21 protein-coding genes are annotated in these 22,695 nt (G+C 48.4%); 7 read left to right on the plus strand and 14 right to left on the minus strand.

The window, feature by feature from the left end; all coding sequences use genetic code 11:
* Position 1 precedes the first annotated feature (1 nt).
* The 8 genes from ACFQZE_RS12345 to ACFQZE_RS12380 all read right to left on the minus strand — a co-directional run bounded on the left by ACFQZE_RS12345 (position 2) and on the right by ACFQZE_RS12380 (position 7,420).
* The gene (locus ACFQZE_RS12345) at positions 2-937 is read right to left on the minus strand and encodes a type II secretion system F family protein (RefSeq protein WP_379357272.1); all 936 of its coding nucleotides are present in this window, start codon (positions 935-937) and stop codon (positions 2-4) included.
* The gene (locus ACFQZE_RS12350) at positions 930-2,309 is read right to left on the minus strand and encodes an ATPase, T2SS/T4P/T4SS family (protein WP_379357274.1); all 1,380 of its coding nucleotides are present in this window, start codon (positions 2,307-2,309) and stop codon (positions 930-932) included. The genes ACFQZE_RS12345 and ACFQZE_RS12350 overlap by 8 nt, the downstream gene beginning before the upstream one ends.
* Positions 2,306-3,157: a CpaE/TadZ family protein gene (locus tag ACFQZE_RS12355; protein ID WP_379357276.1), complete on the minus strand. Its 852-nt coding sequence runs from the start codon at positions 3,155-3,157 to the stop codon at positions 2,306-2,308. The genes ACFQZE_RS12350 and ACFQZE_RS12355 overlap by 4 nt, the downstream gene beginning before the upstream one ends.
* On the minus strand, positions 3,154-3,885 hold the full coding sequence (locus ACFQZE_RS12360; RefSeq protein WP_379357278.1) for an SAF domain-containing protein: 732 nt from the start codon (positions 3,883-3,885) through the stop codon (positions 3,154-3,156). The genes ACFQZE_RS12355 and ACFQZE_RS12360 overlap by 4 nt, the downstream gene beginning before the upstream one ends.
* 183 nt (positions 3,886-4,068) lie before the next feature.
* On the minus strand, positions 4,069-4,419 hold the full coding sequence (locus tag ACFQZE_RS12365) for a type II toxin-antitoxin system PemK/MazF family toxin (RefSeq protein ID WP_087569551.1): 351 nt from the start codon (positions 4,417-4,419) through the stop codon (positions 4,069-4,071).
* A gap of 3 nt (positions 4,420-4,422) precedes the next feature.
* Positions 4,423-4,704: a CopG family ribbon-helix-helix protein gene (locus ACFQZE_RS12370; RefSeq protein ID WP_379357281.1), complete on the minus strand. Its 282-nt coding sequence runs from the start codon at positions 4,702-4,704 to the stop codon at positions 4,423-4,425.
* A gap of 219 nt (positions 4,705-4,923) precedes the next feature.
* Positions 4,924-6,117, minus strand: coding sequence for an alanine racemase (gene alr / locus ACFQZE_RS12375; protein ID WP_379357283.1), 1,194 nt, complete (start codon positions 6,115-6,117; stop codon positions 4,924-4,926).
* A 148-nt stretch (positions 6,118-6,265) separates the two neighbouring features.
* Positions 6,266-7,420: a LolA family protein gene (locus tag ACFQZE_RS12380; protein ID WP_379357285.1), complete on the minus strand. Its 1,155-nt coding sequence runs from the start codon at positions 7,418-7,420 to the stop codon at positions 6,266-6,268.
* A gap of 280 nt (positions 7,421-7,700) precedes the next feature.
* Between ACFQZE_RS12380 and ACFQZE_RS12385 the strand changes: the two genes are divergently transcribed.
* From ACFQZE_RS12385 to ACFQZE_RS12400, 4 genes are all read left to right on the plus strand, one after another.
* On the plus strand, positions 7,701-9,485 hold the full coding sequence (locus ACFQZE_RS12385) for an HSP90 family protein (protein WP_379357287.1): 1,785 nt from the start codon (positions 7,701-7,703) through the stop codon (positions 9,483-9,485).
* Complete coding sequence (locus tag ACFQZE_RS12390; protein WP_379357289.1) at positions 9,482-10,540, plus strand: hypothetical protein; 1,059 nt, start codon at positions 9,482-9,484, stop codon at positions 10,538-10,540. The genes ACFQZE_RS12385 and ACFQZE_RS12390 overlap by 4 nt, the downstream gene beginning before the upstream one ends.
* Before the next feature lie 238 nt (positions 10,541-10,778).
* A complete protein-coding gene (locus ACFQZE_RS12395) occupies positions 10,779-11,003 on the plus strand; it encodes a PspC domain-containing protein (protein WP_379357291.1) in 225 nt (74 codons plus the stop codon).
* Between the two features lie 54 nt (positions 11,004-11,057).
* Positions 11,058-11,735: a PspA/IM30 family protein gene (locus ACFQZE_RS12400; RefSeq protein ID WP_379357293.1), complete on the plus strand. Its 678-nt coding sequence runs from the start codon at positions 11,058-11,060 to the stop codon at positions 11,733-11,735.
* Positions 11,736-11,867: 132 nt separating this feature from the next.
* Here the strand turns inward: ACFQZE_RS12400 and ACFQZE_RS12405 are convergent, their stop codons facing one another.
* Positions 11,868-12,230, minus strand: coding sequence for a hypothetical protein (locus ACFQZE_RS12405; RefSeq protein ID WP_379357295.1), 363 nt, complete (start codon positions 12,228-12,230; stop codon positions 11,868-11,870).
* A 360-nt stretch (positions 12,231-12,590) separates the two neighbouring features.
* Positions 12,591-13,367: an SDR family NAD(P)-dependent oxidoreductase gene (locus ACFQZE_RS12410; RefSeq protein ID WP_379358206.1), complete on the minus strand. Its 777-nt coding sequence runs from the start codon at positions 13,365-13,367 to the stop codon at positions 12,591-12,593.
* A gap of 249 nt (positions 13,368-13,616) precedes the next feature.
* Between ACFQZE_RS12410 and ACFQZE_RS12415 the strand changes: the two genes are divergently transcribed.
* Together ACFQZE_RS12415 and ACFQZE_RS12420 are read left to right on the plus strand one after the other, a co-directional pair.
* Positions 13,617-14,393 (plus strand): sulfite exporter TauE/SafE family protein, encoded by a 777-nt coding sequence (locus ACFQZE_RS12415; RefSeq protein ID WP_379357297.1) that lies wholly within the window; start codon positions 13,617-13,619, stop codon positions 14,391-14,393.
* A gap of 218 nt (positions 14,394-14,611) precedes the next feature.
* Complete coding sequence (locus ACFQZE_RS12420) at positions 14,612-15,949, plus strand: FAD-dependent oxidoreductase (protein ID WP_379357299.1); 1,338 nt, start codon at positions 14,612-14,614, stop codon at positions 15,947-15,949.
* Positions 15,950-16,118: 169 nt separating this feature from the next.
* On the opposite strand, the gene ACFQZE_RS12425 is transcribed toward ACFQZE_RS12420, so the two are convergent.
* On the minus strand, positions 16,119-17,612 hold the full coding sequence (locus tag ACFQZE_RS12425; RefSeq protein ID WP_379357301.1) for a hypothetical protein: 1,494 nt from the start codon (positions 17,610-17,612) through the stop codon (positions 16,119-16,121).
* Between the two features lie 52 nt (positions 17,613-17,664).
* Positions 17,665-18,357, minus strand: a complete 693-nt coding sequence (locus tag ACFQZE_RS12430) for a M50 family metallopeptidase (protein WP_379357304.1) — start codon at positions 18,355-18,357, stop codon at positions 17,665-17,667.
* A gap of 101 nt (positions 18,358-18,458) precedes the next feature.
* Between ACFQZE_RS12430 and ACFQZE_RS12435 the strand changes: the two genes are divergently transcribed.
* Complete coding sequence (locus ACFQZE_RS12435) at positions 18,459-19,337, plus strand: DUF4358 domain-containing protein (protein WP_379357306.1); 879 nt, start codon at positions 18,459-18,461, stop codon at positions 19,335-19,337.
* 687 nt (positions 19,338-20,024) lie between these two features.
* Here ACFQZE_RS12435 and ACFQZE_RS12440 read toward each other — a convergent pair.
* Both ACFQZE_RS12440 and ACFQZE_RS12445 read right to left on the minus strand, forming a co-directional pair.
* Positions 20,025-21,761 (minus strand): ABC transporter ATP-binding protein, encoded by a 1,737-nt coding sequence (locus ACFQZE_RS12440; protein WP_379357308.1) that lies wholly within the window; start codon positions 21,759-21,761, stop codon positions 20,025-20,027.
* Complete coding sequence (locus ACFQZE_RS12445; protein ID WP_379357310.1) at positions 21,751-22,572, minus strand: MerR family transcriptional regulator; 822 nt, start codon at positions 22,570-22,572, stop codon at positions 21,751-21,753. The genes ACFQZE_RS12440 and ACFQZE_RS12445 overlap by 11 nt, the downstream gene beginning before the upstream one ends.
* Between the last annotated feature and the right edge of the window lie 123 nt (positions 22,573-22,695).

A 22,695-nucleotide genomic window follows, 5' to 3' on the forward strand; every position in this document is an offset into this window, starting at 1 on the left:
TTTACATTTTTTTGCGGGACAGCCACAGCCCCATAAGAAAAGAACCAAATATAAGCAGCAGCGCGTTCAGAAGCATGTCCCGTCCCTCAGAATCATGCACATAATAATAGAAGGAATTGGTTCGGTTATATCGAAGATTAATGCCAATAAACAACGCAAGAAACAAAACCGGCGTGAAATTGGCCACCCGTATTTCTAGCAGCCGATGGCGTTCCCTCTCATTGGCCCTTCGCGACTTTCTCATATCACTGAGCAGCTCTCTTAAGCTCTCTGTGATAGATACCCCTTCCGTCAACGCCACCTTCATAATCCCGGCAAAATAATCAGCCCATATATGCCCGAGAGATGAGGCCATAATTTTCAAGCTGGCGTCATCGTCGCCGCGCACGCATAAATTGCGATACAACTGCTCAAATACCGACTGCATCGGACCCAGCAGCCTCTTTTCCTCCACCGTTCCTTGCAAAGCAATTCGAACCTGACCCTCTCCCGTTACAAGATAACATTGATAAAACAGCTCGACAGCCGGAAGAAAATCCATTTGGGCGCCCATTCTGCGATGGACGAGCAGCCCTCGCAGCCAAACATAAGGAGCCAGTCCAATGACAAGTCCAAATACGAACGCCCCTTTTGTCGTTTGAAAAAACAGTCCTCCCACAAATAAGCCCGACAACCCTAACAAGAGTGACAGCAACAAAAAAAAATCCGGACTCGTTCTCATCCTTAACGTCTCTAGCAGTTGTCCCACATGTTCGCGCAGCAGAGCTATCCATTTAAAGCGAATCAGCGACTCCCTAATGCCAATTCCAGATTTATAAGTTAAACGGCTTTTCAATTGATTTCGCCCGTTCAAAAAGAGTAGAATCCCATACATCAAACCGTACAATAAAATAAACAACAGCACACCGCCGGCCGTAAATACCAGACTATTATCCATTGACCGCTCCTCTCCCGTTCATCCAAGCGATTACCCGTTTGGAAGGGGCTTTCGGATAGTTCCACTCATCCCTTTCCTCGTCGAACAGCGCCCAATCCTGTACACTAGTTTCTCCCTCCTGCCATTTCAGCTCTCCGATTCGGCTCACGATTCGTCTGCCGTTCCAAATCCGCAGCTCAACTCCAAGCTCCGTGACATACTCCGCAATTCGTTTTGTAAGCCGCTCCGGGTTCATTCCGCGCCCATCCAGCATACACATGTCGGCAATCGCTTCCGGCACATCTTCCAACCGATTGGCATGCACTGTCGTCATGCTGCCCGCATGCCCGCGCGTACAAGCCCGCACATAAATATTGGCGTCGTCATCTCTAATCTCCGCATGAATAATGCGCTGCGGCGACTGCCTCAGTGCCAGCTTGAACGCCTGAGAGGAGCAGTGAGCTTCATCCTCTTCCGAGGTTTCATATTCCACTATATTTTTCGCTGGGAAGTCTCTCCCCAGCATCATTTCGAATCTGCCTTCAATCGTGACGATCCGCTCTTCATCCGGAAGCTCGGCGATCAAAGCTTTCATTAAATTGGTTTTCCCGGAGTTGGTTGGCCCAATAATGACTAGGTTGTATCTCGCTTGCAAAGCTGCCCGCAGCATATCCGCCATTCGGCCGCTAAGAGAGCGATAAGGAATACCCATTAAAGCATCAAGCCCAAGACGCCCTGTCGTATAAAAGCGAATCGTAAGCGTGGGACATGATGTAAAGCCAAATCCCGTCATCGTCACCCGAGAACCGTCCTGAAGCGTCACTTCCGCCCATCGTTTTCTAGGATTAATCCGATCATTGTTGTAGAGGACCAAATTTTGCTGAATTCGTTCCACTTCGCGCATACTGTCAAAACGGTAAGAGGATAAAGCAGGCACACCGCCTCGAACCTCATAAATCCGCTCGCCAACAACCTGAATCTCCTCTAGTCCTTGCCTTTGGGCCAGAACAAGCTCCAGCACATTTAAACCGATCACTTCCGCAAATAATGCTTCCGCCAAACTCTCGTAAGGCTCTCGTCCCTTTGCATGCTGGATACGTAGTCTAATAAGCCGGTCCTCAATAACCGCTAGCAGCTGCCCGCGCTCCTGCGGAAATCCCAATACGGCTCGATTCAACGCCTCGCTGTACTGCCTCCGTTCTTCTTCGTTCAATCCTCTTGGAGCGCTTATGTAAGAACGAATGTCTTCGGTCAGCTTTTCAAAATCCTCCTCGCCGGAGTACGACTCCTTCAGCATCAGCTTAATTCCCTCCTCCCTTGCATAAGGCCCCTCCTCCACCTTCAAGCGGGAGGCGAATGCCGAAGGAGAAAATCGTGATCGGTTATCCTTCATGACGAGCTCACCCCGTTTCGGTGAGTCATCAGTTTTCGGTACCAGGGCTGTTTAGAAATAGCCGGGAACGAGGGCACCGCTCCATGGCGCTCCATTAACCTCATGGCCGTTTTTTTCATCGCCTCCTTGCCGTCGGGATCATGTTTCAGCCAGTGGCTGTAATTCCCTTTATCGAGCGCGTTAAACATCGTTTCTTTCAAATGAAATTCCCCCAGTGGCTTCACGCCAAGCTCCTTGCAAATTTCTCTCACGCTGTACCCTCCCCGTCCCCATTGGTTTTGAATGACTATACAATCATATTGACTAGGCAGAATGTTAAATAAAGGTGAAACGCCGCTAATCCATCGATGCCCATCCTCCTGAAAATGCGATAATGCAGCCGTTGTCAATAAAATGCGTGAATCCGCCCGCTGCAAGCTACATACCGTCGCGGCGTTATCCCAATAAGCGCCGACATCCACTACAACAAACGAAAAGGCTGCCGCAGCCACGTCCAACAAATGGCCGATTTCCTCCGGGCCGACAAACTCCGCCCCCTCGCGGTTCAAATTCCCGAACAGCACTCGCAAATTCGGCTGCTGGGGGACGGTATAGCAAGCACTTCTCAGCATCTCTGCCGATAAAGCCGCCGATCTCAGCTCCGGTTGAAGCCCATCAAGCGAGATAGCCGGCTCATCCACGCCGATAAAACGGTGAAGCTTGGCGCTTTTTAAATGGAGGCATAAAAAGCCCACCTGTGCCTTGCTATGCTCCGCAATCCGGAGCGCGGCGGCGTAAGCTGCCGTCGTCGTCCCAATGTTCGGCGTTGTCCCTACAAAAGCGGCAAGCGGCGCGCTTCCTCCCTTCACTTTGCGCCACTTCCTTGAGCGCTCACATCGTGCCCTTCAAACGGATCGGAGCTGTAAGCCACAACAAGCTTGTTGTCTCCCCCTTTGCACAACTCATCCATTTCCAGCCACTGAGCTTCCGTCAAATTCAAATTTAAGTACTCAATCATCGCATTCGCGTCCCTCTTCGCGACATACATCCCGTCTCTATTGTCATCTGCAAGCGACAACAGATGCGATTGCTCTAAGCTGTCCACTTCCACGTTGGCGGAGCTTTTGACCGAGGCGACAACTACAGGGGCGGAAAAGACACGTCTGGAATCCCCTTCTGCGCCTGAAACATACAGCAGCACCCGATCCCCCGCTCTAATGCCGTTCGAAATGGAGCGAATGTAGTCCTTCGGAATTTGAAAGGTCGACTCCCCGCTTCTTGGCAGCAAATAATAATCGTTGAACTTCCAATCGAGCAGCGCCTCTCCCTTCCCGAGCGGTATAGCCGCCTCCTTTCCTGCCGCCTTGCCAATCGACGTCACCATTTCATCCCTGAACGCATCCAGCGGCAGCCTGGTCAGTTCAAGGTCGCTTGCCCCGAGCCGCTCACCTGCAGCGATAAACCGTTTTGGAATGACAACCTCAATCATCTCCCTCCTCTCATGCTGCTGCCTTTGCAGCGCATAAAGCCCGTATACGAGCGATGCAGACAACACCGCCGCAGTCATGCTGAGCCAAACGTTACGCTTATTTCTCAACCTCTCACCCTCCCCGAGCAACAAAAAAAGGAACGCATTCAGCTGCCTACCGGCAAGCTGATTGCGTTCCTCGCAATATGGTGCTCTTCTATTCAGATCATCAATGAATTGAGCCTATAATAGCAAATACGACCACATATTGTCTATCCTTATTTTTGAAATTTCTCATGGAACTTACTTTTGTTAAAAGTCAATTAAGCCTACGCTAATAAGCAAGGCATCGTCCACTTTTCGCATCGTTTCATCGTCCAGATGCGTAATTTTATCCGTCAAGCGCTGCTTGTCGATCGTCCGAATCTGCTCAAGCAGTACGACGGAATCGCGATCGAAACCATGCGTAGCGGCATCCATCTCCACATGGGTTGGCAGCTTCGCTTTCTGAATTTGGGCGGTAATGGCGGCAACAATTACCGTAGGGCTGAATCGGTTTCCGATATCGTTCTGTATGACGAGAACGGGACGGACTCCGCCTTGCTCCGAGCCGACGACAGGGGACAAATCGGCAAAAAACACATCTCCGCGTTTTACGATCAAGCTTTACACCCCGCTAACGAGACGGCCTAAAGTATGACCTGCTTCTTCCTCCGCTTGAAACGCTTCCGAGGCCATATTCAGGTTGATTTTAGCCATTTCCATATATCCGCGCTGCATGGATTCGCGAATCTGGCGTTTTTTCCGTTCCACCAAATACAGCTTCATGGCTTGCCGAATAAACTCGCTGCGATTGGAGTTTTCTTTGGCGACGATACCGTCGACCTCCTCAAGCAGCTGATCGGGCAAGCTAATCATGATCCTTTTCGTATTATGCACATTGGCCACCGAACTCGCACCCCCAAAACTTTTCCAAAACCTCATTACACATTATGACAAAATAATGCCGGAACTATACTTCACCATATCTATGATGACCGTATATCAATTATGCTATATGCTTCCCGCAACACAATTGCGCAAAGCCGACTCACATACATTCGACCTTTCCGCCGCATTTCCTGTCTAAAATAAAAAATTGTGCACTGGAATATTTTCCATTGCCCTTCAAGCCAATCCGTTGCTCGTTTTGATGGCGCGTCCGTCTTCCATGTACATGCGAGGAACGCGGGACGCGAGCATACATATGACCTCATAGCTGATCGTACCTAGCTGGTCCGCTATTTCTCCCGCTGTGATGGAAACGTTTCCTTGCGTACCGATCAAAACGGCTTCTTCACCCGCCGCAACAGGCTCTGCCCCATCCGTTAGCGGAATGGAATCAAGCGCCACCATACATTGATCCATACAAATCGTTCCCCGGATCGGCGTCTTGACGCCCCGCACCAAAACATGCGCCTTGCCCGTCAGCATCCGGCTATATCCGTCGGCATAGCCGATCGGCAGCGTACCGATGAGCTCTTCTTTTTCTGTGAAATAGCGTGTACCGTAGCTGACTCCCCAGCCGGCCGGCGCCTTCTTCACCCAAACGATTTTTGTTTTCAGCGACAACACCGGCTTTAAGGCAATACGTTGCTGATTCACTTCACAAGACGGATAAATTCCGTACATGCCTATGCCCAGCCGAACCATATCGCCCGCCCATTGCGGCGTATCCATCCCGCCGGCGCTATTGGCCGCATGAACGATCGGAATGCTCCAGCCGTTCGCTTTGACGGCATCCGCAATTTCCATAAATCTGTCGTATTGCAGCTTTGTATATGCTTTATCCGCTTCATCCGCTTTGGCGTAGTGGGTAAACAAACCTTCCACCTCAAGCTGAGGCGTACCCAGCGCACGCTCAATAAACGGCAAAGCCGATTCGGCTCCGAGCAGACCAAGCCGCCCCATTCCGGAATCGATTTTAATGTGAACCTTAAGTCTACGGCCGTCTTCCACCCTCAACCGTTCCGCCGCCAGACGGATGTCCTCGCGGAACAAGCTGATGGTGATGCCATTCTCCCTTGCGAGCTCAAGCCCTTCCTCCGGCACGAAGCCGAGCACAAGAATAGGCGACTGAATGCCGGCTCTGCGCAGTTGGAGCGCCTCATCCAAAAAAGCGACGCCCATATAATCCACGCCGAAGCGCTCAGCCGCCCCCGCAATTTCTATTGCACCGTGACCGTATGCGTTCGCTTTCACCGATGCCATCAGCAAGCTGCCCGCAGGAAGCGCATCTCTTACAGCCTTTAAATTATGACGCAGCGCATCAAGCGATATCTCTGCCCAAGTCGGGCGATAAAACGAATTCAAGACGTTCACCTTCTCCTCATTGCAAAACCGTGACAGTCCGAGCAACAAACATTAATAAAATAATGTTAAACGCTGCTGCTGGGACTGTCAATGAAATGAGCCTTGAAAATCGGCCTGCAAGTCTAGGAAATAATAGGCAGACGCTTTTTTTCGCCTGTTACTTTCCTACTTCTCCTTGTACCGACTGGGCCACCTTGATCAATTCCGATTCGGGAAGATCGGAGCTGGACAGTCGGAACTGATTGCCGTTGTACGTCCAGGTGAGCGTCTGAAGCTCATCCTCTTCGCTTGAGGTCAGCTCGCCCATTGTAAAGCCCAAATCTACAATTAATCCCGGCACAAGCGATGCCGCCTGATCCCGCGGCTGCGTTTGGATCAACGTATAGTTATATGTGCCGGTGTACCTTGTAATGAGTCCGGGATTGCCGCCGTAAACAATATCTACGCTGTCTTTTTCCGCAACTCCATCAGGAGTATAGGATGGGCCCATTGCGGCAAAATCGGCTTCCTTCTCGCCTTCGGCGCCAGAGGCTGCGTCATCGTCCGGATTGCTCGCTTCTTCGTCCTCGCCGCCTTCGGCAGCTTCATCGTCCGGCGCCGCCGCCTCATCCGTTTCTTGCTCAGGAGTCGCTACAGTCGGCTTGTCGCCTTCGCCGCCGTTTTCTCCTTCTGTCGGAGGAGCAGCTGCCATATTGGCTTGTGTTTCGAATACGCTTTTGTCGAATTTTTGATCGAACTTAAACGTATCGAATTTCACGTCCACCAAAACCGATGCGTTTGTATCGCTTACTTCCACCTGCACCGGGCTAAGATCGGATTTGTTCAGCCAAATTTTTTGGCGGGCTAACGAACCGTTATTGTAATTCGCCATGACATCGAAGACATAGGCGTCGTCGTTTACAGCGAACTGTCTGGAGCCGTCTACAATAATGCTTTGAATCAGCGTTTGATAAAGGTATACCTGTCCTTGGTTTTGCGGCCAGTCGCTTTGGAACCGGAATACCTTGTTCAGCTTTGGAGTCAAGACGAATACTCCTTCGTCGTTTCGCAGCACGATCTGTGTAATGTCCTTTTCTTCGTTTGTTAATTTGATGCGGTAATAAGATGGCTTTTGATAAGCTACCTCCACTTGATACTCAAGCGGCTGCTGGCCGGTATGAAGAGTCATCTTCCCGCTTCCTTGGTAGCTTTCAAGACTGTTCGCTACCTTGTCTAGCTCCTTTACCACGGACTCGGCGTCCTTTGTACCGCAAGCGGACAATATAAAGGTTAAACACAAAATAATTGCCGCGGTCCATGTCATGCGACGCATGAAATCATCCCCTCTGCACCCATAGTTTTTTACTGGCTGATACCATTTCTATGAGGGGACTTGGACATTTATGCGGACTAGTTTGACAAGCTTGAGCCGGAGACAAACGAGAACCGGTCTCTCTTTTTGCCAACAAGCCTCTAGAATTGAACAAAAATATAAATTACAATTGTGAACATACAGAAATAGAACATGCACCCATTTATAGTCTTTTTTAACGGTTTGCTAAACCAATGATAAATGGTCGCCTACAAAAAACTTTACTTAAACGGGGTACACTATGGCTAATCACAACTTTCAGGTAAACTTGCAGGGCATTATCGAATTATTGTCCAATCACCTTTATTCGGATCCAGCCGTATTTGTCCGCGAATTGCTGCAAAACTGCGTGGATGCGATAACCGCTCGCAAACGTCTCGGCCATACGATTGAAGGCGTTGTAAAGGTCGATATTTATTCCTCCGGCAATCTATCATTCCATGATAACGGTTGCGGCTTGACGGAAACGCAAATCGAGCAGTTTCTGGCGCGGATCGGCAGCTCGACAAAAAGGGGCGATCTCGACTCCTCGGACGACTTTATTGGCAAGTTCGGCGTTGGACTGCTGTCCTGCTTTGTCGTTAGCGATGAAATCGTGCTTATTACCCGCTCCGCGCTGGAGGGAGACTCTTTGGAATGGCGCGGGCGTCCGGACGGCACTTATCAAATGAGAAAACTGGATACAGAAGTTTCCGTCGGGACAACCGTCTATTTAAAAGCAAAGCAAGAATTCGAGGATTATTTCGAATATTACCGCATGTACAACCTGCTCGAAAAATACGGCAAATTTCTCCCCACCCCTATCTATCTGATCGAAGACGGCTACGAGGAACGAATCAACAATTCGCTTCCGCCTTGGCAAACGGACAAGGGATCAGCCTTCGAGTATATAAGAAAAGAAACGTCAAACGCGGCGATGGATATCATTCCGCTTCGTTCCGCCCTAGGGGGCGTTCAGGGGATCGCTTATATCCTCCCCTATTCGGTCAGCTTGCAGGATGAGAAGAGACATCACGTTTATTTAAAAAACATGCTGCTATCCGATAAGCTGCCTAATATTTTGCCGCCATGGGCGTTTTTCGTAAATGCCGTTTTAAATACAGACAGCCTGCGGCCTACCGCATCGCGTGAATCTTTTCAAGAAAACGATTTGTTTTACAACGTTCGGGAAGAGCTTGGCCACTGCATTAAACAGCATCTTGTTTCGTTAGCGACTGAGGACCATGAGCTATTTAAACGGATCGTGCTCGTCCATTACGCCTCGATCAAAGCGATGGCCGTCGAAGATGCAGCCTTGTATGAATTGTTTATCCGGCATCTCAGCTTTGAGACGTCGCTTGGCAAGATGGATGCAGGCTCCATTTTGGCCGCAAGCAGTTCCATCTATGTCACTTCAACGCTCGACGAGTTCAGGCAAGTCGCAAGAGTAGCCCAGTCGCAGGACATTATGGTTGTAAATGGCGGCTATACGCATGACTTGGAATTGATTGTACAGCTGCCGACAGTTGAATCGGATGTGCAAGTGGGCGTGCTTGACGTGCTGGACTTCTCTAACCGCTTCATGACGCTGAGTCCGGCAGAACGCAAGGAGACGGAGCCATTTCTTCATCTGTCCGATGAAATATTGAACAGGTTTCAATGCCGATCATTAATTCGATTGTTTGAGCCTGCCGATATTCCCGTCCTTTACAACACAAGCAATGAGGTCAATTTTTTCAAGCTTGCAGACAACGCCGAAAAAGAAGCCTCGCCTTTTTTTGCCGAACTTGTTCATACGATTCGAAGCGAGCTTTACGATGAGCCGTTTGCCAAGCTATGCTTTAACTACAATAATCCCATCGTCCGCAAGGCCGCGTCGACCAACAACCGGGAAGTCCAGAAATGCTGTATCGAGCTTCTTTATACGCAAGCTTTGCTCATGGGCAATCATACGATGAACTCTGAGGAATTGAGATTATTGAATGAATCTTTGCTTTATTTTATGAACAAAGGGTTGAACGAATCGATTGGAGCGGCGGAATCATGAAAGAAAGATACGACAGCCTGCGCAGGGAAACCTGGGACATGCCGGATGGGAAGCAGAAACTAGCTCTTCTGGAAGAGTCGATCTTGATTGCCGATCATTATTTGACGGTCGAAGACGCTTTTGATGCCCGAATGCATTACTTGAGATATACATCGGTATGCGGCTGTCCGGAGCGCATGTTCATTCCATTTGCTTGGTGTCTGGCCAAATTCGAAAAGGATCCCTCCAAGCATTCCAGCTTCGATATCCTCTGGTATTATAAATGGGTCATTAGCAGAGCCTTGTGCATTCCCCAAATCGATTTAGAGAAACTGGAGCAGCTGCTTGAAGACTTTAAAGGGAAGTGCTTGCTGTACCATTACTCCTTAAGATCCTACTATAAGCTGCAAGTCAGCTATCTGCTTCATCAAGGCAAGTCGAAGGAAGCCGCTGTCTACTATAAACAATGGAGATCGGCGCCTAGAGACAGCCTATCCGATTGCAGAGCCTGTGAGCAGAATGCGTTTGGACATTACTATTTTGAAATGAATCAAAACAAAAGAGGGATGACCGCCATCAAACCGATTTTGGACGGGGGTATGAGCTGTCAGTCAATCCCGCAAAATACGTACAGCATCATGATTTATCCTCTGCTGAAGCTAGGGGAATATGGGGATGCGGTAAAAACGGCGGGCAAAGCGATTCAATCTTTGAGGGGTCCTCAATATTTGGACGAGTACAGCATCCTTTTGCAGTTTTATGCGGTTACGGATATTGATAAGGCAGTAAAGCTATACGAACGTACCATAAGGCTTGGGCTCGACAGCAAAATTCATTGGGACAAGATGAACTATTTGATTGCGGTCCGCTTTTTCCTCCGGCAATGGAGCCAAAAAAAACGCAGAAAAAAGCTGCCGGAATCGGACATCGTCACTTTGCCTTGGCTAGACAATGAAATCGAAAAGCTGTCCTTTCTCTTTAACGAGCGCAATGGAAACGACTACGCGTCAACCCGTATCTCCAGTCTGGAGAAGTCCTTTTCCAAACTGCTTATGGCTTACAATAAAACGAAATAAAGAAAAAGGTCGTTCTCGAGGTCCATTCCCCTTGAAAACGGCCTTTTTCATCTTCCATGTTGAATCTCCCTTTAATCTCTTATATATCTCTACCTAAGACTCCCCTTCTCCCCGTCGTCCGTCTCAGTTCCTCCCCGCCCAAAGGCCAGCTCCCCTTTTAGACCGGGGACCGTTTCGGCATCGCTGCCGCTCTTATACAATTAAGACATAGATGAGCCACACGAAAGGATGAGGAAAGATGAAAAAATTGTTTAAGTCTCAAAGGGACAACAAGCTTACAGGTGTTTGCGGAGGACTAGCCGAATTTTTCGGCATCGATTCCACAATAGTCAGAGTGCTTGTTGTCATTACCGCGTTATTCAGCTTTGGAGGAGTTCTACTGGCGTACATCCTGGCTGCTATCTTTATTCCGAAATCGCCGATTGAAGAAATACCTTTTGCAGGCAGCTACCGCCACTACTAAGATCAAACTTAAAAATAGAGATAAATTAAAAATGGATAAAGGGAGAGATGTAAGATGGGAATTTTGCAACGTGTAGTAAATATGACGAAGGCTGCGGCCAATGAAATGCTGGACAAAATGGAAAATCCGGTTATGATGCTGAACCACTATTTAAGGGATTTGGACGAGGAAATAGCCAAAACGGAACGCGGCCTTGCCAGCCAAAAAGTGCAGGAGCGCATGCTGACTACCAAATATGATGAGCTCGTCGGCCAAGCGAACTATTACGAGGGAAAAGCGGAGCAAGCCGCTGTCGAAGGCCGCGAGGCGGAAGCGCGTACGGCAATTGAAGCCAAGCTGCTTTATGAAGAGCAAGCGGAAGAAACCGCAAAATTGAGCGGAATTGCGAAACAGGCCGCTCTCGATCTGGAGCTGAGAGTGGAAGCGTTGAAGGAAGAAAAAACGAGGCTGCAAGCGAAGCGGGAAGAGCTCGTCACTAGAGTTCGGCGCACATCCGCGCAAGCGAATTCACCTGAAGCTCATTCGCTGCACGGCGTAAGTTCCGCTTCGAGGGAATTTGAAAGAATCGAGCATAAAGTAATGGAGTGGGAAGCGCAGCGCGAGCTGTTCCGATCCCGTCATGACAGCTATGGAAGCCGCGTTCCAAGCAGCCACGAGCAGAAACAAGAGCAGCGCAGCGCTTTGGTAGAGGAGCAGTTGAACCGATTGTTACAAAAGCAAACCGGCAACTAGCCTTTATATAAATAAGGGGTTCCAATTTGGAACCCCTTTAGGTCGTCGAGAAACTCTCGACAGCCTGCAGCCCTGTCATTATTGACAGGGCTTTGCTTGCTCTAATTATCTTGTTAGCGAGTGTAAGATGAATTAATTATGGATTCCAGCTAGAACATGCCAGTTTCCTGAAGCGGATAGTTCATATCTGTATTGACCGGCCGGTTGGCCTGTTGCCAGAATAATCTCAGGAGCGCCTGCATATCCAGGGTAAGTCCATTGTCCTGGAGCGTAAGTAATTGTTTTGATACTTACTAGTGTCGTTCCGCGATAAAGCTTGACGGTTAAAGTGTCATATGTTGTGCCGGAGTTGGATATAACTCCTTGACCAAGCTTGATCGTTCCGCCTGAAAGAGTAATATTCCCGCTATTATAGCTGAACGCGGCAAACGCAGTTGTTGTAAAACTTAGAACAACTGCTAGCATGATAACAATTAAAGATACTGATTTTTTCATCCGTACACCTCCTTTCTTACATATAAGATAAGGAACGTGTGTATGATACAATCTGTGGATTAAAGTATATTTTAATTTACTGTAAATGTAAATAAGTGAAGTTATATAAAAAATTTATAAAAAATAGAAAAGATAAAACAATACCGACAATAATAAAGAGAATGATATAGTTTCCCATCAGCATGGTATTCATCCTTCTTCAACGTTTGCGTTCTGAATGGTAGGTGAAATGCCAATTTATATAATATTAACGTGGTGTCGAATGGAATAATTTGAACATAAAGAAGGCCGTCGATACTTTCTCAACAGCCGTCAGGGGTTCCAAGTAGGAAATCCTTTTCTCCATGCCTGCATATAGATTTAATCTTCGTAAATCATTTTCCGCGTCATTCCCCCATCAATCGTGATGTTGGTTCCCGTTATAAAGTTGTTGCGAGGATCGGTTAAATACAAGCAAGCACGCGCAATATCTTCGGGCGTCCCCACCCGTCCAGCGGGATGCTGCGCATGATCCTCGGGACGGAGCCTGCCGTAATCGCCCGTTTCGATCCAGCCCGGACAGATGGCATTGACCGTAATACGGTCGGGACCGAGCGAAACCGCCATCGCATGCGTGAGCGCCAGGATGCCGCCTTTTGACGCCGCATAAGCTTCCGAATTCGCCTCCGACATAAGCGCGCGCGTGGATGAAAGATTAACGATCGCCCCGCCGTCACCGCTTTTTCTCATCCATTTAGCCGCTTCCCTCGAGCAAAGAAACGTTCCTCTCAGGTTGGTGTTGAGGATGCCGTCCCACTCTTCCAGCGCCAAATCATACGGCGATTTCCATACCCCATACCCTGCATTGTTAATCAAAATATGAAGCCGACCATATTCCGAACCGATCTTCCCCATCATTTCCGCCGGAGCCTCCGGCTTGCTAATATCCGCTAAAATGGAGAAAGCTTCGAATCCTTCTTCACGCAGCAGCCTCTCTGTTTCGCTCAACTTCTCAGCATTACGATCTGCAATCGCCACATGCGCGCCGCAACGCGCGTACTCCTGAGCAATGACCCGGCCAATTCCCGCGCCCGCGCCAGTCACGAGTACGACCTGATCCCCAAAAAGGGGCCTCAACTCCTTGCTTGGCTCCACCATCTCTACCTCCATTCCAATCGCGTTAACCTTTTCCAAAAATGGCCATACGCCACTGTTCCTTCAATCGCTTCGATAAGTCTTCGACATCATTATAACTCAATAAATTACACTCTTAGGAAAGCTGGCTTAACTCTATGTCAAAGAAAAGCAGCAAATGGGAGCATCGATCTCAAAAGCTGCTGGTGCCATCCACTCAAATGCGGTATGATGAAGCGCAAATAATGATGATGCGGATAGGGATGACGAAACATGTTTTTGGACATTGAGATTACTTGGGAAATCGTGGTTTGGATTGTTGCGGCAGGCTTTCTGGCCGCCTTTGTCGACTCCGTCGTCGGCGGGGGCGGTTTAATCGCCCTACCTGCGTTGCTCGCGGCGGGTTTGCCGCCTCACCTCGCTCTTGGCACCAACAAACTGGCCGGCACCTTGTCTTCGCTGACGAGCACCCTTGCGTTTTTGCGTTCCGGCCATATCAACCTGAAAGTAACGGGAAAGCTTGTTCCGCTTGCCGCAATCGGCGGACTTGCTGGGACGCTGCTGCTTCAAACGGTGCCGTCCGGCTGGCTGCGTCCGCTCGTTGTCATTATGCTTGCGCTCGTGACCGCCTATACACTGTTCAAACGCGACTGGGGGAAAATCGGCTCTCCCCGTCCGATGACGAAAAAAAGCTGGTCGTTAATGGCCGCAGCCGCCTTGCTTCTTGGCACATACGACGGTTTTTTTGGACCGGGAACGGGGTCCTTTTTTATTTTTGCTTTTCTGCTTCTTGGACTGGACTTCGTGAATGCCGCGGGCAACGCCAAATTGCTCAACTTCACCAGCAATCTGTTTGCGCTTGCAGCCTTTATCACACTTGGGTTCGTATCGTATGGCATTGGCCTCATCATGGGAGCAGCAATGGTTCTCGGTTCTCTGGTGGGCTCGCGTGTAGCGATTCGCCAAGGAGCGAAATATATTAAGCCGCTGTTCATTGGAATCAGCACTCTGTTGATTGCCCGTCAAATTTGGATGATCGCTGCCGGTTAGCCGCTCCCTTGGCTTGCTGTGCAAGCTTTTAAAAGACTTTGTGATTTTTGTCACAAAATAGCCATTGTCTTTTTGGATAGAATCGCATATGATAGTAGCAGAAAGGTATTGTGAATGTTTTCACATTATAGGTAGTTGTGAAAATAATCACGTAATAGTGATAGTCCCTCCGCTCAGCCGGAAATCTATCCCCGTTTTAAAATAAGGAGGAGATTGGAATGACAACAAAGATTGCAGTTATTGGATGCACACATGCCGGCACAGCCGCGATTACTGGAATGGCCAAACTTTATCCCGACGCCCAAATTACCGTGTTTGAACGGAATGACAATATCTCCTTCCTATCGTGCGGCATCGCGCTTCATGTAGGCGGCATTGTAAAAAATGCGGATGGCCTGTTCTACTCGTCGCCAGAAAAGATGGCCGAGCTTGGCATTACAACGCTAATGAAGCATGATGTGCTTGCCGTCGATACGGATGCCAAAACGTTAACCGCCAAAAACCTCGTCACCGGCGAAGAAATAATTCATACGTACGACAAGCTTGTGGTCACCACCGGATCGTGGCCTATTATTCCCGACATGGAAGGCATCCGGCTTGAAAATGTACTGCTTTGCAAAAACTACAACCATGCGCAAACGATTATCGAAAAAGCGAAACAAGCCAAAAAAATCGCCGTGATCGGCGCGGGATATATCGGCATTGAACTGGTGGAAGCCTTTGAGATGTTGGGCAAAGAAGTCACGCTGATCGACAACATGGACCGGATTCTTTATAAATATTTGGATCAGGAATTTACCGATTTAACGGAAGCCGAGTTTACAAAAAGAGATGTAGAGCTGGCCTTGAATCAAACGGTCACTTCGTTCACAGGCGACGAACACGGCCGAGTGACCGCCGTAGTCACAGACGGCGGCACATACGAAGCGGATATGGTCGTCCTATGCATCGGCTTCCGGCCGAATACCGAACTGCTGAAAGGGCAAGTCGACATGCTCCAGAACGGTGCCATTATCGTCGATGAATATATGCGCACCAGCAAACAAGACGTGTTCGCCGCAGGCGATAGCTGTGCCGTCCGCTACAACCCTACCGGAGGCCATGCCTATATTCCTCTAGCGACTAACGCCGTACGGATGGGGACGCTCGTCGCCCGCAATCTCATGGAGCCGACCATTAAATATTTGGGCACCCAAGGCACATCGGGCATTAAAATTTACGACTACAACATCGCTTCGACGGGCATGACAGAAACAGCCGCGATTGCTGCGGGCATGAATGTGAAAAAAGTCACAATAGTAGACAACTACCGCCCCGAGTTTATGCCGACTTATGAGCCCGTCACTTTAAAAGTCGTTTATGAGGGAGACAACGGAAGAATTGTTGGCGCTCAAGTGCTGTCGAAAGTCGATTTGACCCAGTCGATCAATACGCTGTCGGTTTGCATCCAAAACGGAATGACGATGGATGAGCTAAGCTTCGTTGATTTCTTCTTCCAGCCGCATTACAACAAACCGTGGAATTTGCTCAACCAGGCCGGCTTGCAAGCCGTATAGATAGATCCATTTCTGTATAGGCGGCCTACAGCTGTAGCATGTAAAGGGGCTGTCCCTAAAGGCATAAATAGCCTAGGGGCAGCCCCTTCTTCCTTTTTAGAACAAAAAGAAACTTAGCGCTTCAGATGGCCAAAGCTGTTGCTCGGAATACTCGAACAGTTGAATAGATTTAAGATCCTCCGTTATAGAGGCTGTAAGCAAAGTGATACACATTATCTGTGTCTAGCACCGAAGTTCCCGATACTTGAACTAAAACATCCGTATAGTCAAAATAATGCATGAAATAGATCGGCATCGGTTCTGCGATGCTGCCCGTAGACGCTGGCAGCGTAACCGTTATGCTGAAATTGCCGTTTTGGTCGGTGTAGCCAGAAGCAGAACGAATACGATTTCCGCTGCTTGAATTCCAGTTAGGATTAAGCCATGTCATATGAACAAGCTCATTGACAACAGGGAAGTTGTCTGTCGTTCTAACTACTCCTTTTACAGTGAAGTTGCTGTATTGGTCAACGCGGTAATGAGCGCCTGCATGTGCATAGTTTGGATAGTCATTTGGCCCATTGGCTGAAGAGTCAAAGCCGGTAATCGTAATGTTGCCTGCTCTTAAAACCGGTCTGATCGTAAGGGAATATAAATGGCTGCTCGAAAATTGGTTTGTTGTTGACACCTTAACATAGTACGTTCCTGTATTTAAGGCGACATTGTTGTTCGTATGGGGAAGAAGAACCAGCTTATTGCCCGTTTGCACACCGTAAACCTCTGCTTTATATCCATACCCTGTCGAGGTGCCGTCCAGTTGAATAGTTAATTTATCATAATTGCGGCTTGCCGGAACGGTAATCTTATACCAATCATTATCTATGCCAGAATGAATGGAGCGTGTATTAAGGGTAGAACCACCGGCGGCAAAGGCGAATGTATAAGCTTTAAAAGCATTTTCATCCGGTTCGAATGCATCATAGCTAGCTGCAACATCGACAGTTAAATAGTAAGGGAGGGTGCTGCTGGAGCCCGTTTTTGCATAAATTTTGAGCGCATAGGCCTTTGGTGTGGTGATGGCGTTGCGTGTGCCAACATTTTCTGTAAGTGTCGAGGAGCCTGTCGGATAGCTGTTATAGTATGTTCCATAAATGGAGTAGTCTAATTCCGTCGGATTGAGATTGCCTGTACTCATATTAAATTCATACAGATATAGGTCATAATCAAGCGATGCGGAAGCAGGTCCTGTTAATTGAGCTTGCAGCAGTTCTCCAGGCTGCAAATAAATGGGATATACAAATTGTGCGGTTCCAGCTGTAGCAATTGTGCCTGAATAAGTAGTGGAAGTTACTGATGCAGTTGTTAAGGAGTTTGATGTTGCGGCTGAAGGGGCTGCTTTTTGAGTTGAACCTGATACTTTTTTCAATGAATGGACTGCAGGTGAATTGAGGCTAATTTGTTCACTAGCAACATGCGTGGAAGAAGTGAGGCCTTCAGATGTATCTGAGCGTGTTAGCTCATTTAATATACTTTCCTTCTCTTGCGTGAGCTGTATTCCCGTTTCCCCGTTACTTGCTTGCCCTGAACTGCTGCCTGTGCTTTGACTTGCATTCGAAGTCATTACAAAACTAAATATTAAAATCGTACTAAGCATGACGACAAAAGCCTTTCTAAATCTTTTCATAATCATTTCCCCTCCTAAATGGTTTTTTAATAAATAGGAGTGTTCAGCAAAATTATTTATTCTGAAGCCACTCCTTCTGTCGTCTGCCAACGTCAAAAAATTGGCCGATTGCCAAACGGGCGCACCAAAACGAAATGAGCACAAACAACAATCCCCATACAAACGCAGGGAGCAGCGCAGCCTGCGAAAGGCTGGCGGCATCGCCCGCCGATCCGGGTTCAACAAGCGCCAAATACAGCACCACAGCCGCTGAAACAACTGATTCGACCAAGCAAATAAATGAGATAAGCAAAAAATAGCCCCTTTTCAGCCAGTCCGGCGATAAAAAAGCCACTATGGCGGTTAACGCCGCAAACCCCGCGCCCCAAGCTATCCCATAGCCGTTGCGAATAAATAACAAAAGCGAAAGGACAGTTATCGCCGTAACTATAACAAGTCCCTGCTTCCACCAGTTTTTGCTGTGCAGCCAAAATAAAAACACTGAAAAAAGAGAGGCTCCTGCATACCCCGCAAACGCAATCGGTATGAGCATCCAGCCTTCCTGAAAGCTGGTCAGCGTAACACCGCTCTGGTCCGCATAAAGTCGAATTTCCATCACTTTTCCTTGAAGCACGAGTGCCGCAATGGCATGTGCCAGCTCATGAACAAGTGTATTGACATTGCGGAAAAAGGCGGAAAACGGTAAAAACCGAGTCAGTATTAGAACAACCGCAACCATTATTCCCGTACGGAACCAAGAAGCCATTTCTGTTCCCCCTTGCTGCTAATTTGCAACCTTTGCAAAGAACTGTCCGTCTAGTCCAATGTCTACTATACCATTAACAGCATGGACAAAAGGAGAACATCATGGCTAGTAAATCAAAAAATCATCTCAAATTTGCAGCATTTGCGTTAGCCGTCACTTTTGTGGTGACCGCTTGCAGCGGAGCAAACGATTCCGCGGGCAACGTTAACGCAAAGCCAAGCGCGATTGCTTCCCCATCGCCGACAGAGAGTGCCAAAGTGACACCAAGTGCTCTGCCAAGCGAAGAGGCGAAGGAGAAGCCTACCGCTACCGCATCGCCTTCGGCCAAGCCGGAGGAACAAAGCTCCCCAGCTCCGTCGGAGCCTAGTCACACGTCAAAGCCAGCACCAAAACCGTCCGCGAGTCCTGAACAACAGCCAAGCCAAGCGCCCAGCGACAAGCCAAGCGTTAAACCTACGAAAAAACCCGCTCCGCAGCCGACCAAAAAGCCTGTGGACCCGAAGCCGACTGCCAAGCCGGACCCAAAGCCATCTGCAAAACCGTCTGCAAAACCAACTGGCAAGCCGTCGCCTGCGCCTGAAAAAAGCGTAGCCATCAGCGATATTGTGGCCAAGCTGTCGAGCGAAATTGAGATGGGGCAGCTCAGCGACGTCGATTATGCAATGGTTCCGGATGCCTACAACGGCATTGACCCTAACAAGCTTCTGGAAGAGGGCGTATTCAAACAGGCGATGATTATGATTTCCGTCAGCGAATATTCCATCGTAAAACTGAAATCCGAGAAGGATTACGATAAAATAAAAGAAGCGTTCGAATTCCGCGCCGAAACGGTCCAAAAAAACTTTGAGCACTATTTGCCGAATCAGTACGAGCTCGCCAAAAATTTTCAAATCATCCGACAAGGAAAATATGTACTGTTTTCCATTTCCGATCAGCAAGACAAAATAGCCGAAGTGTTTAAGGGCTTTTTCAAAAAATAAAAAATGACTTCCCGGATTCGGCGGTTTGTTTGGAATCAACTTCATCCGAGGAGAGGCTGTCCTGCAAGGTTTTAAATGCCCTGAGGGATAGCCTCTTGCCCTTGGATGAGGAAATACTGATCTTGCAGGCTCTCATGGAACCGTTATTTGTTATCATTTTCATTATATTTGTCTCTGTCCAAAGCTTCCTTAAGATGGTCGCGCGTAGAAATTTTAATAAAATGAATATGGAGTTGTAATAAAAATATCTTTTTACCTCCTTTCAGTAGATATCAACTCCTTCAGCTCAACTCAAAAAAATGGTTACATATCGAGCATAGCGTAAACAATGACTTGAGATAAGTACCATAAAATATAGTACCCCCTCCCCTCACTCATCCACTATTAAACCTTATAGATGACCATAACAATAACGAAGAACAATGAACAAAGGCAATGACTCAAAGGCAATGACTTCTCTGTGCCGCAATGGCGTAATGCTCCTGAATCATCGAACTAATAGAGATTAAAAAAGATGACTCCTGATGAATTCAGAAGCCATCTCTTTACTGCATAGCGCCTTTTTATTAGACACGTCTTTATATAGGACTACCGTTCATAAGTCAAAGCTTGGAATCAGCTTTTTTATCGGCTAGGGAGTGGTGACGAGCTCCTGTAAACTCGAAAATATCACGTTTGACTGCCCCTTTACACCGCTTCGTTTTCAATAAATTGCTGCTGCACCAGCTTGGCGTACAGCTCGTGCGTTTGAAGCAGCTCGGCATGCGTGCCTTGTCCGGTTACTTCGCCTTTTTCCAGCACGACAATTTTGTCTGCATTGCTGATCGTCGACAGCCGGTGTGCGATAACGAGCGTTGTTCTTGATTTCATCAACGTATGAAGAGCCTCTTGCACAAGCTTCTCCGAATCGCTGTCGAGATGGGCTGTCGCCTCATCCAGCAATAAAATATCCGGGTTGCGGAGCAGCGCCCTCGCAATGGCAAGCCGTTGCCGCTGTCCGCCCGACAGCTTGACGCCCCGCTCGCCGACCTCGGTATCAAGCCCTTCCGGCAAAGACGATATAAAATCGGTCAAGTTGGCTTGGCTTAGCGCCTCTTCCATCTCTCGCTCAGGGACGTCCTGTTCAAGGCCATACGTTAAATTATGGCGGATGCTGCCTGCCATCATCGGACTGTCTTGGGAAACGTACGCCATTTTGCGTCTCCACCCCTCCAGTCCAAGGTCCGAAATAGGCTTGCCGTCATAACAGATATTTCCCTTTGTCGGGTTGTAAAAACGTTCAATTAGTGAAAACACCGTCGTTTTCCCCGTACCGCTCGGCCCGACAATCGCCGTCATGCCTCCCGGAACGGCCTGGAATGAAAGTCCCTGCAAAATGGTCCGGTCCGACGAGTAGGAAAAATGGACATTTTCAAAGCTCAACACTTGTTTGCCGCTCCGTTCTGCCGAAGGGGCCGCTTCCGTACCATCCTTCTCGACTGGCTCCTCAAGCAGCTCGATGATTCGCTGGGATGCGCCCATCGCTTTTTGAAACTGTGTAAAAAAGGAAGCCATCTGCGTAAACGGCATGACGATTTGGAACATGTACAAAATGATAGCTACTAAATCTCCATTCGTCAGCGTGCCTTGAGCGACTCTTACGCCGCCGTAACCGATGAGCAGCACCAAAATAAGCAGCATAATGCTCATCATAAGCGGCGTAACGATCGACATAATTTTAGCTTCCTGTAGACCGAAGCCGAACAGGCTAGTAATGCGCTTCTCCCCTTGGCGGTTCTCGATACGCTCTGCCAATGACGCTTTCACAAGTCTGATCTCCGACAATACTCTGCCGAGATCCCCTTGAAACAGCGCCGTTTCGTCCTGCATCGACTTGGACACTTTAAACATTTTGTTTCCAAGCGGCCACAGCACTAACATAGCGGCTGGAACGGCGATAAACATAAGCAGCGTCATTTTCCAGTCGATATAAAGCAGGATGACCACACCGCCAATAATGGATACGATGCCGCCCAAAAACGAGATGACGTGGCTAATAATAAAATCTTTAATAACATTTGTATCGTTTGTGACACGGCTCATCGTCTCCCCAGACGCGTTGCGGTCGTAAAACGGCACCGGCAGCTTCAGAACACGCTCCCATAACTCCCTCCGAATGCCGCCGATAATGTAGTGCCCCACATAGGACATGGAATAGACGGAGAAGCCCGACATCGCTGTCTGCAATACAAAGACCGAGCCTAACAGAACGATGGTAGCCGTCTCGAGCCCCGAGGTGGACAGCTGCTCCACCACATTTTTGGTCAACAGCGGAATAAGCAATTGAAAAACGGTTTCGACAAGTCCCAAAATAATGGCGGCAGCAATGATCCACTTGGCTGGTCTATGTTTTCCTATCAATGAAATAAACGGTTTAATCGCCACTCGGTTGTCCCCCAATTCTCAAACTTATTTTCTCTAAATGATTTGCGAGTTCCAGCAAAAAGTTTTCCTCCTCATAGCCGAGTCCCGTCCGAATGAGAGAAGGATCAAACGATTCGCTGTGCTTCTCAATCTCCATTTCGAGCTGCTGCAATTGTTCCTCGTTAAGCTGGCTTAACCCCGGACCCAGCGTTTCCTTCATTAATTCCAACATCCGGTGGCCTACCTCCAGCACCTCTGGATCGGACGGACTTCTTCCCGCTTTGCAAAAGCTTACTATTTCAATGAGAATGCCGGTCATTTTCCGCTCGTATTCTCGTTTGGCTTCTTCCGGCACCCCCTCCATAAACATGATCTGGACGACGGCTTCGGACATATGCTCGGCAAAATATTGCTTTTGGCTCTCCTCGTTTTGAATACTGTGAATAAGCATTAGCAGCAAATCTCTTTCTACCTGACCATTGCCTGCCAAGCTCTCCTGCAACCGTTCTATTGTATTAAGAACCCGTTCCAACTGCTTCTGTTTTTGCTTAAGCAGAGCATACTGCGCCGTTAACGATTGCTGAAAATCGACGTCCTTTTTTTGAAAATGGCCGGCAATGTCCTCCAGCGAGTAATCCAAATATTTGAGCGTCAATATACGTTGGAGCTTTACTAAATCGCTCTCATTGTAAAAGCGATGTCCTTGAGCGTTTCGTCCCGTTGGCCTCAGCAGCTCCTTACGATCATAAAATCGCAGCGTTCTCTCGGTCACTCCGGTCAGTTTGGCAAACTCTCCAATGGGGTATGTCTTCTCTTTATGTCCTCTCTCCATCCATCTCCCCTCCCTTGAACAGAGCATATCACTTGACGTTACGTCAGGTGCAAGCCCTTTTTCGATAAAACCTACCCGGCTTCTTAAAATAAAGAAAAAAGCGCAGCTTCCCCCTAAAGGAAC

The sequence above is a fragment of the Paenibacillus sp. GCM10027627 genome (genome assembly GCF_042675505.1).
Classification (GTDB): Bacteria; Bacillota; Bacilli; order Paenibacillales; family Paenibacillaceae; genus Pristimantibacillus.

What these genes read in the sequence shown, in the direction of transcription:
- ACFQZE_RS12385 (WP_379357287.1), top strand. Translation starts at nt 7,701, where the DNA reads ATGGCTAATCACAACTTTCAGGTAAACTTGCAGGGCATTATCGAATTA.
- ACFQZE_RS12405 (WP_379357295.1), bottom strand. Translation starts at nt 12,230, where the DNA reads ATGAAAAAATCAGTATCTTTAATTGTTATCATGCTAGCAGTTGTTCTA.
- ACFQZE_RS12400 (WP_379357293.1), top strand. Translation starts at nt 11,058, where the DNA reads ATGGGAATTTTGCAACGTGTAGTAAATATGACGAAGGCTGCGGCCAAT.
- ACFQZE_RS12395 (WP_379357291.1), top strand. Translation starts at nt 10,779, where the DNA reads ATGAAAAAATTGTTTAAGTCTCAAAGGGACAACAAGCTTACAGGTGTT.
- ACFQZE_RS12345 (WP_379357272.1), bottom strand. Translation starts at nt 937, where the DNA reads ATGGATAATAGTCTGGTATTTACGGCCGGCGGTGTGCTGTTGTTTATT.
- ACFQZE_RS12415 (WP_379357297.1), top strand. Translation starts at nt 13,617, where the DNA reads ATGTTTTTGGACATTGAGATTACTTGGGAAATCGTGGTTTGGATTGTT.
- ACFQZE_RS12380 (WP_379357285.1), bottom strand. Translation starts at nt 7,420, where the DNA reads ATGCGTCGCATGACATGGACCGCGGCAATTATTTTGTGTTTAACCTTT.
- ACFQZE_RS12410 (WP_379358206.1), bottom strand. Translation starts at nt 13,367, where the DNA reads ATGGTGGAGCCAAGCAAGGAGTTGAGGCCCCTTTTTGGGGATCAGGTC.
- ACFQZE_RS12420 (WP_379357299.1), top strand. Translation starts at nt 14,612, where the DNA reads ATGACAACAAAGATTGCAGTTATTGGATGCACACATGCCGGCACAGCC.
- ACFQZE_RS12445 (WP_379357310.1), bottom strand. Translation starts at nt 22,572, where the DNA reads ATGGAGAGAGGACATAAAGAGAAGACATACCCCATTGGAGAGTTTGCC.
- ACFQZE_RS12435 (WP_379357306.1), top strand. Translation starts at nt 18,459, where the DNA reads ATGGCTAGTAAATCAAAAAATCATCTCAAATTTGCAGCATTTGCGTTA.
- ACFQZE_RS12425 (WP_379357301.1), bottom strand. Translation starts at nt 17,612, where the DNA reads ATGAAAAGATTTAGAAAGGCTTTTGTCGTCATGCTTAGTACGATTTTA.
- ACFQZE_RS12350 (WP_379357274.1), bottom strand. Translation starts at nt 2,309, where the DNA reads ATGAAGGATAACCGATCACGATTTTCTCCTTCGGCATTCGCCTCCCGC.
- ACFQZE_RS12390 (WP_379357289.1), top strand. Translation starts at nt 9,482, where the DNA reads ATGAAAGAAAGATACGACAGCCTGCGCAGGGAAACCTGGGACATGCCG.
- ACFQZE_RS12430 (WP_379357304.1), bottom strand. Translation starts at nt 18,357, where the DNA reads ATGGCTTCTTGGTTCCGTACGGGAATAATGGTTGCGGTTGTTCTAATA.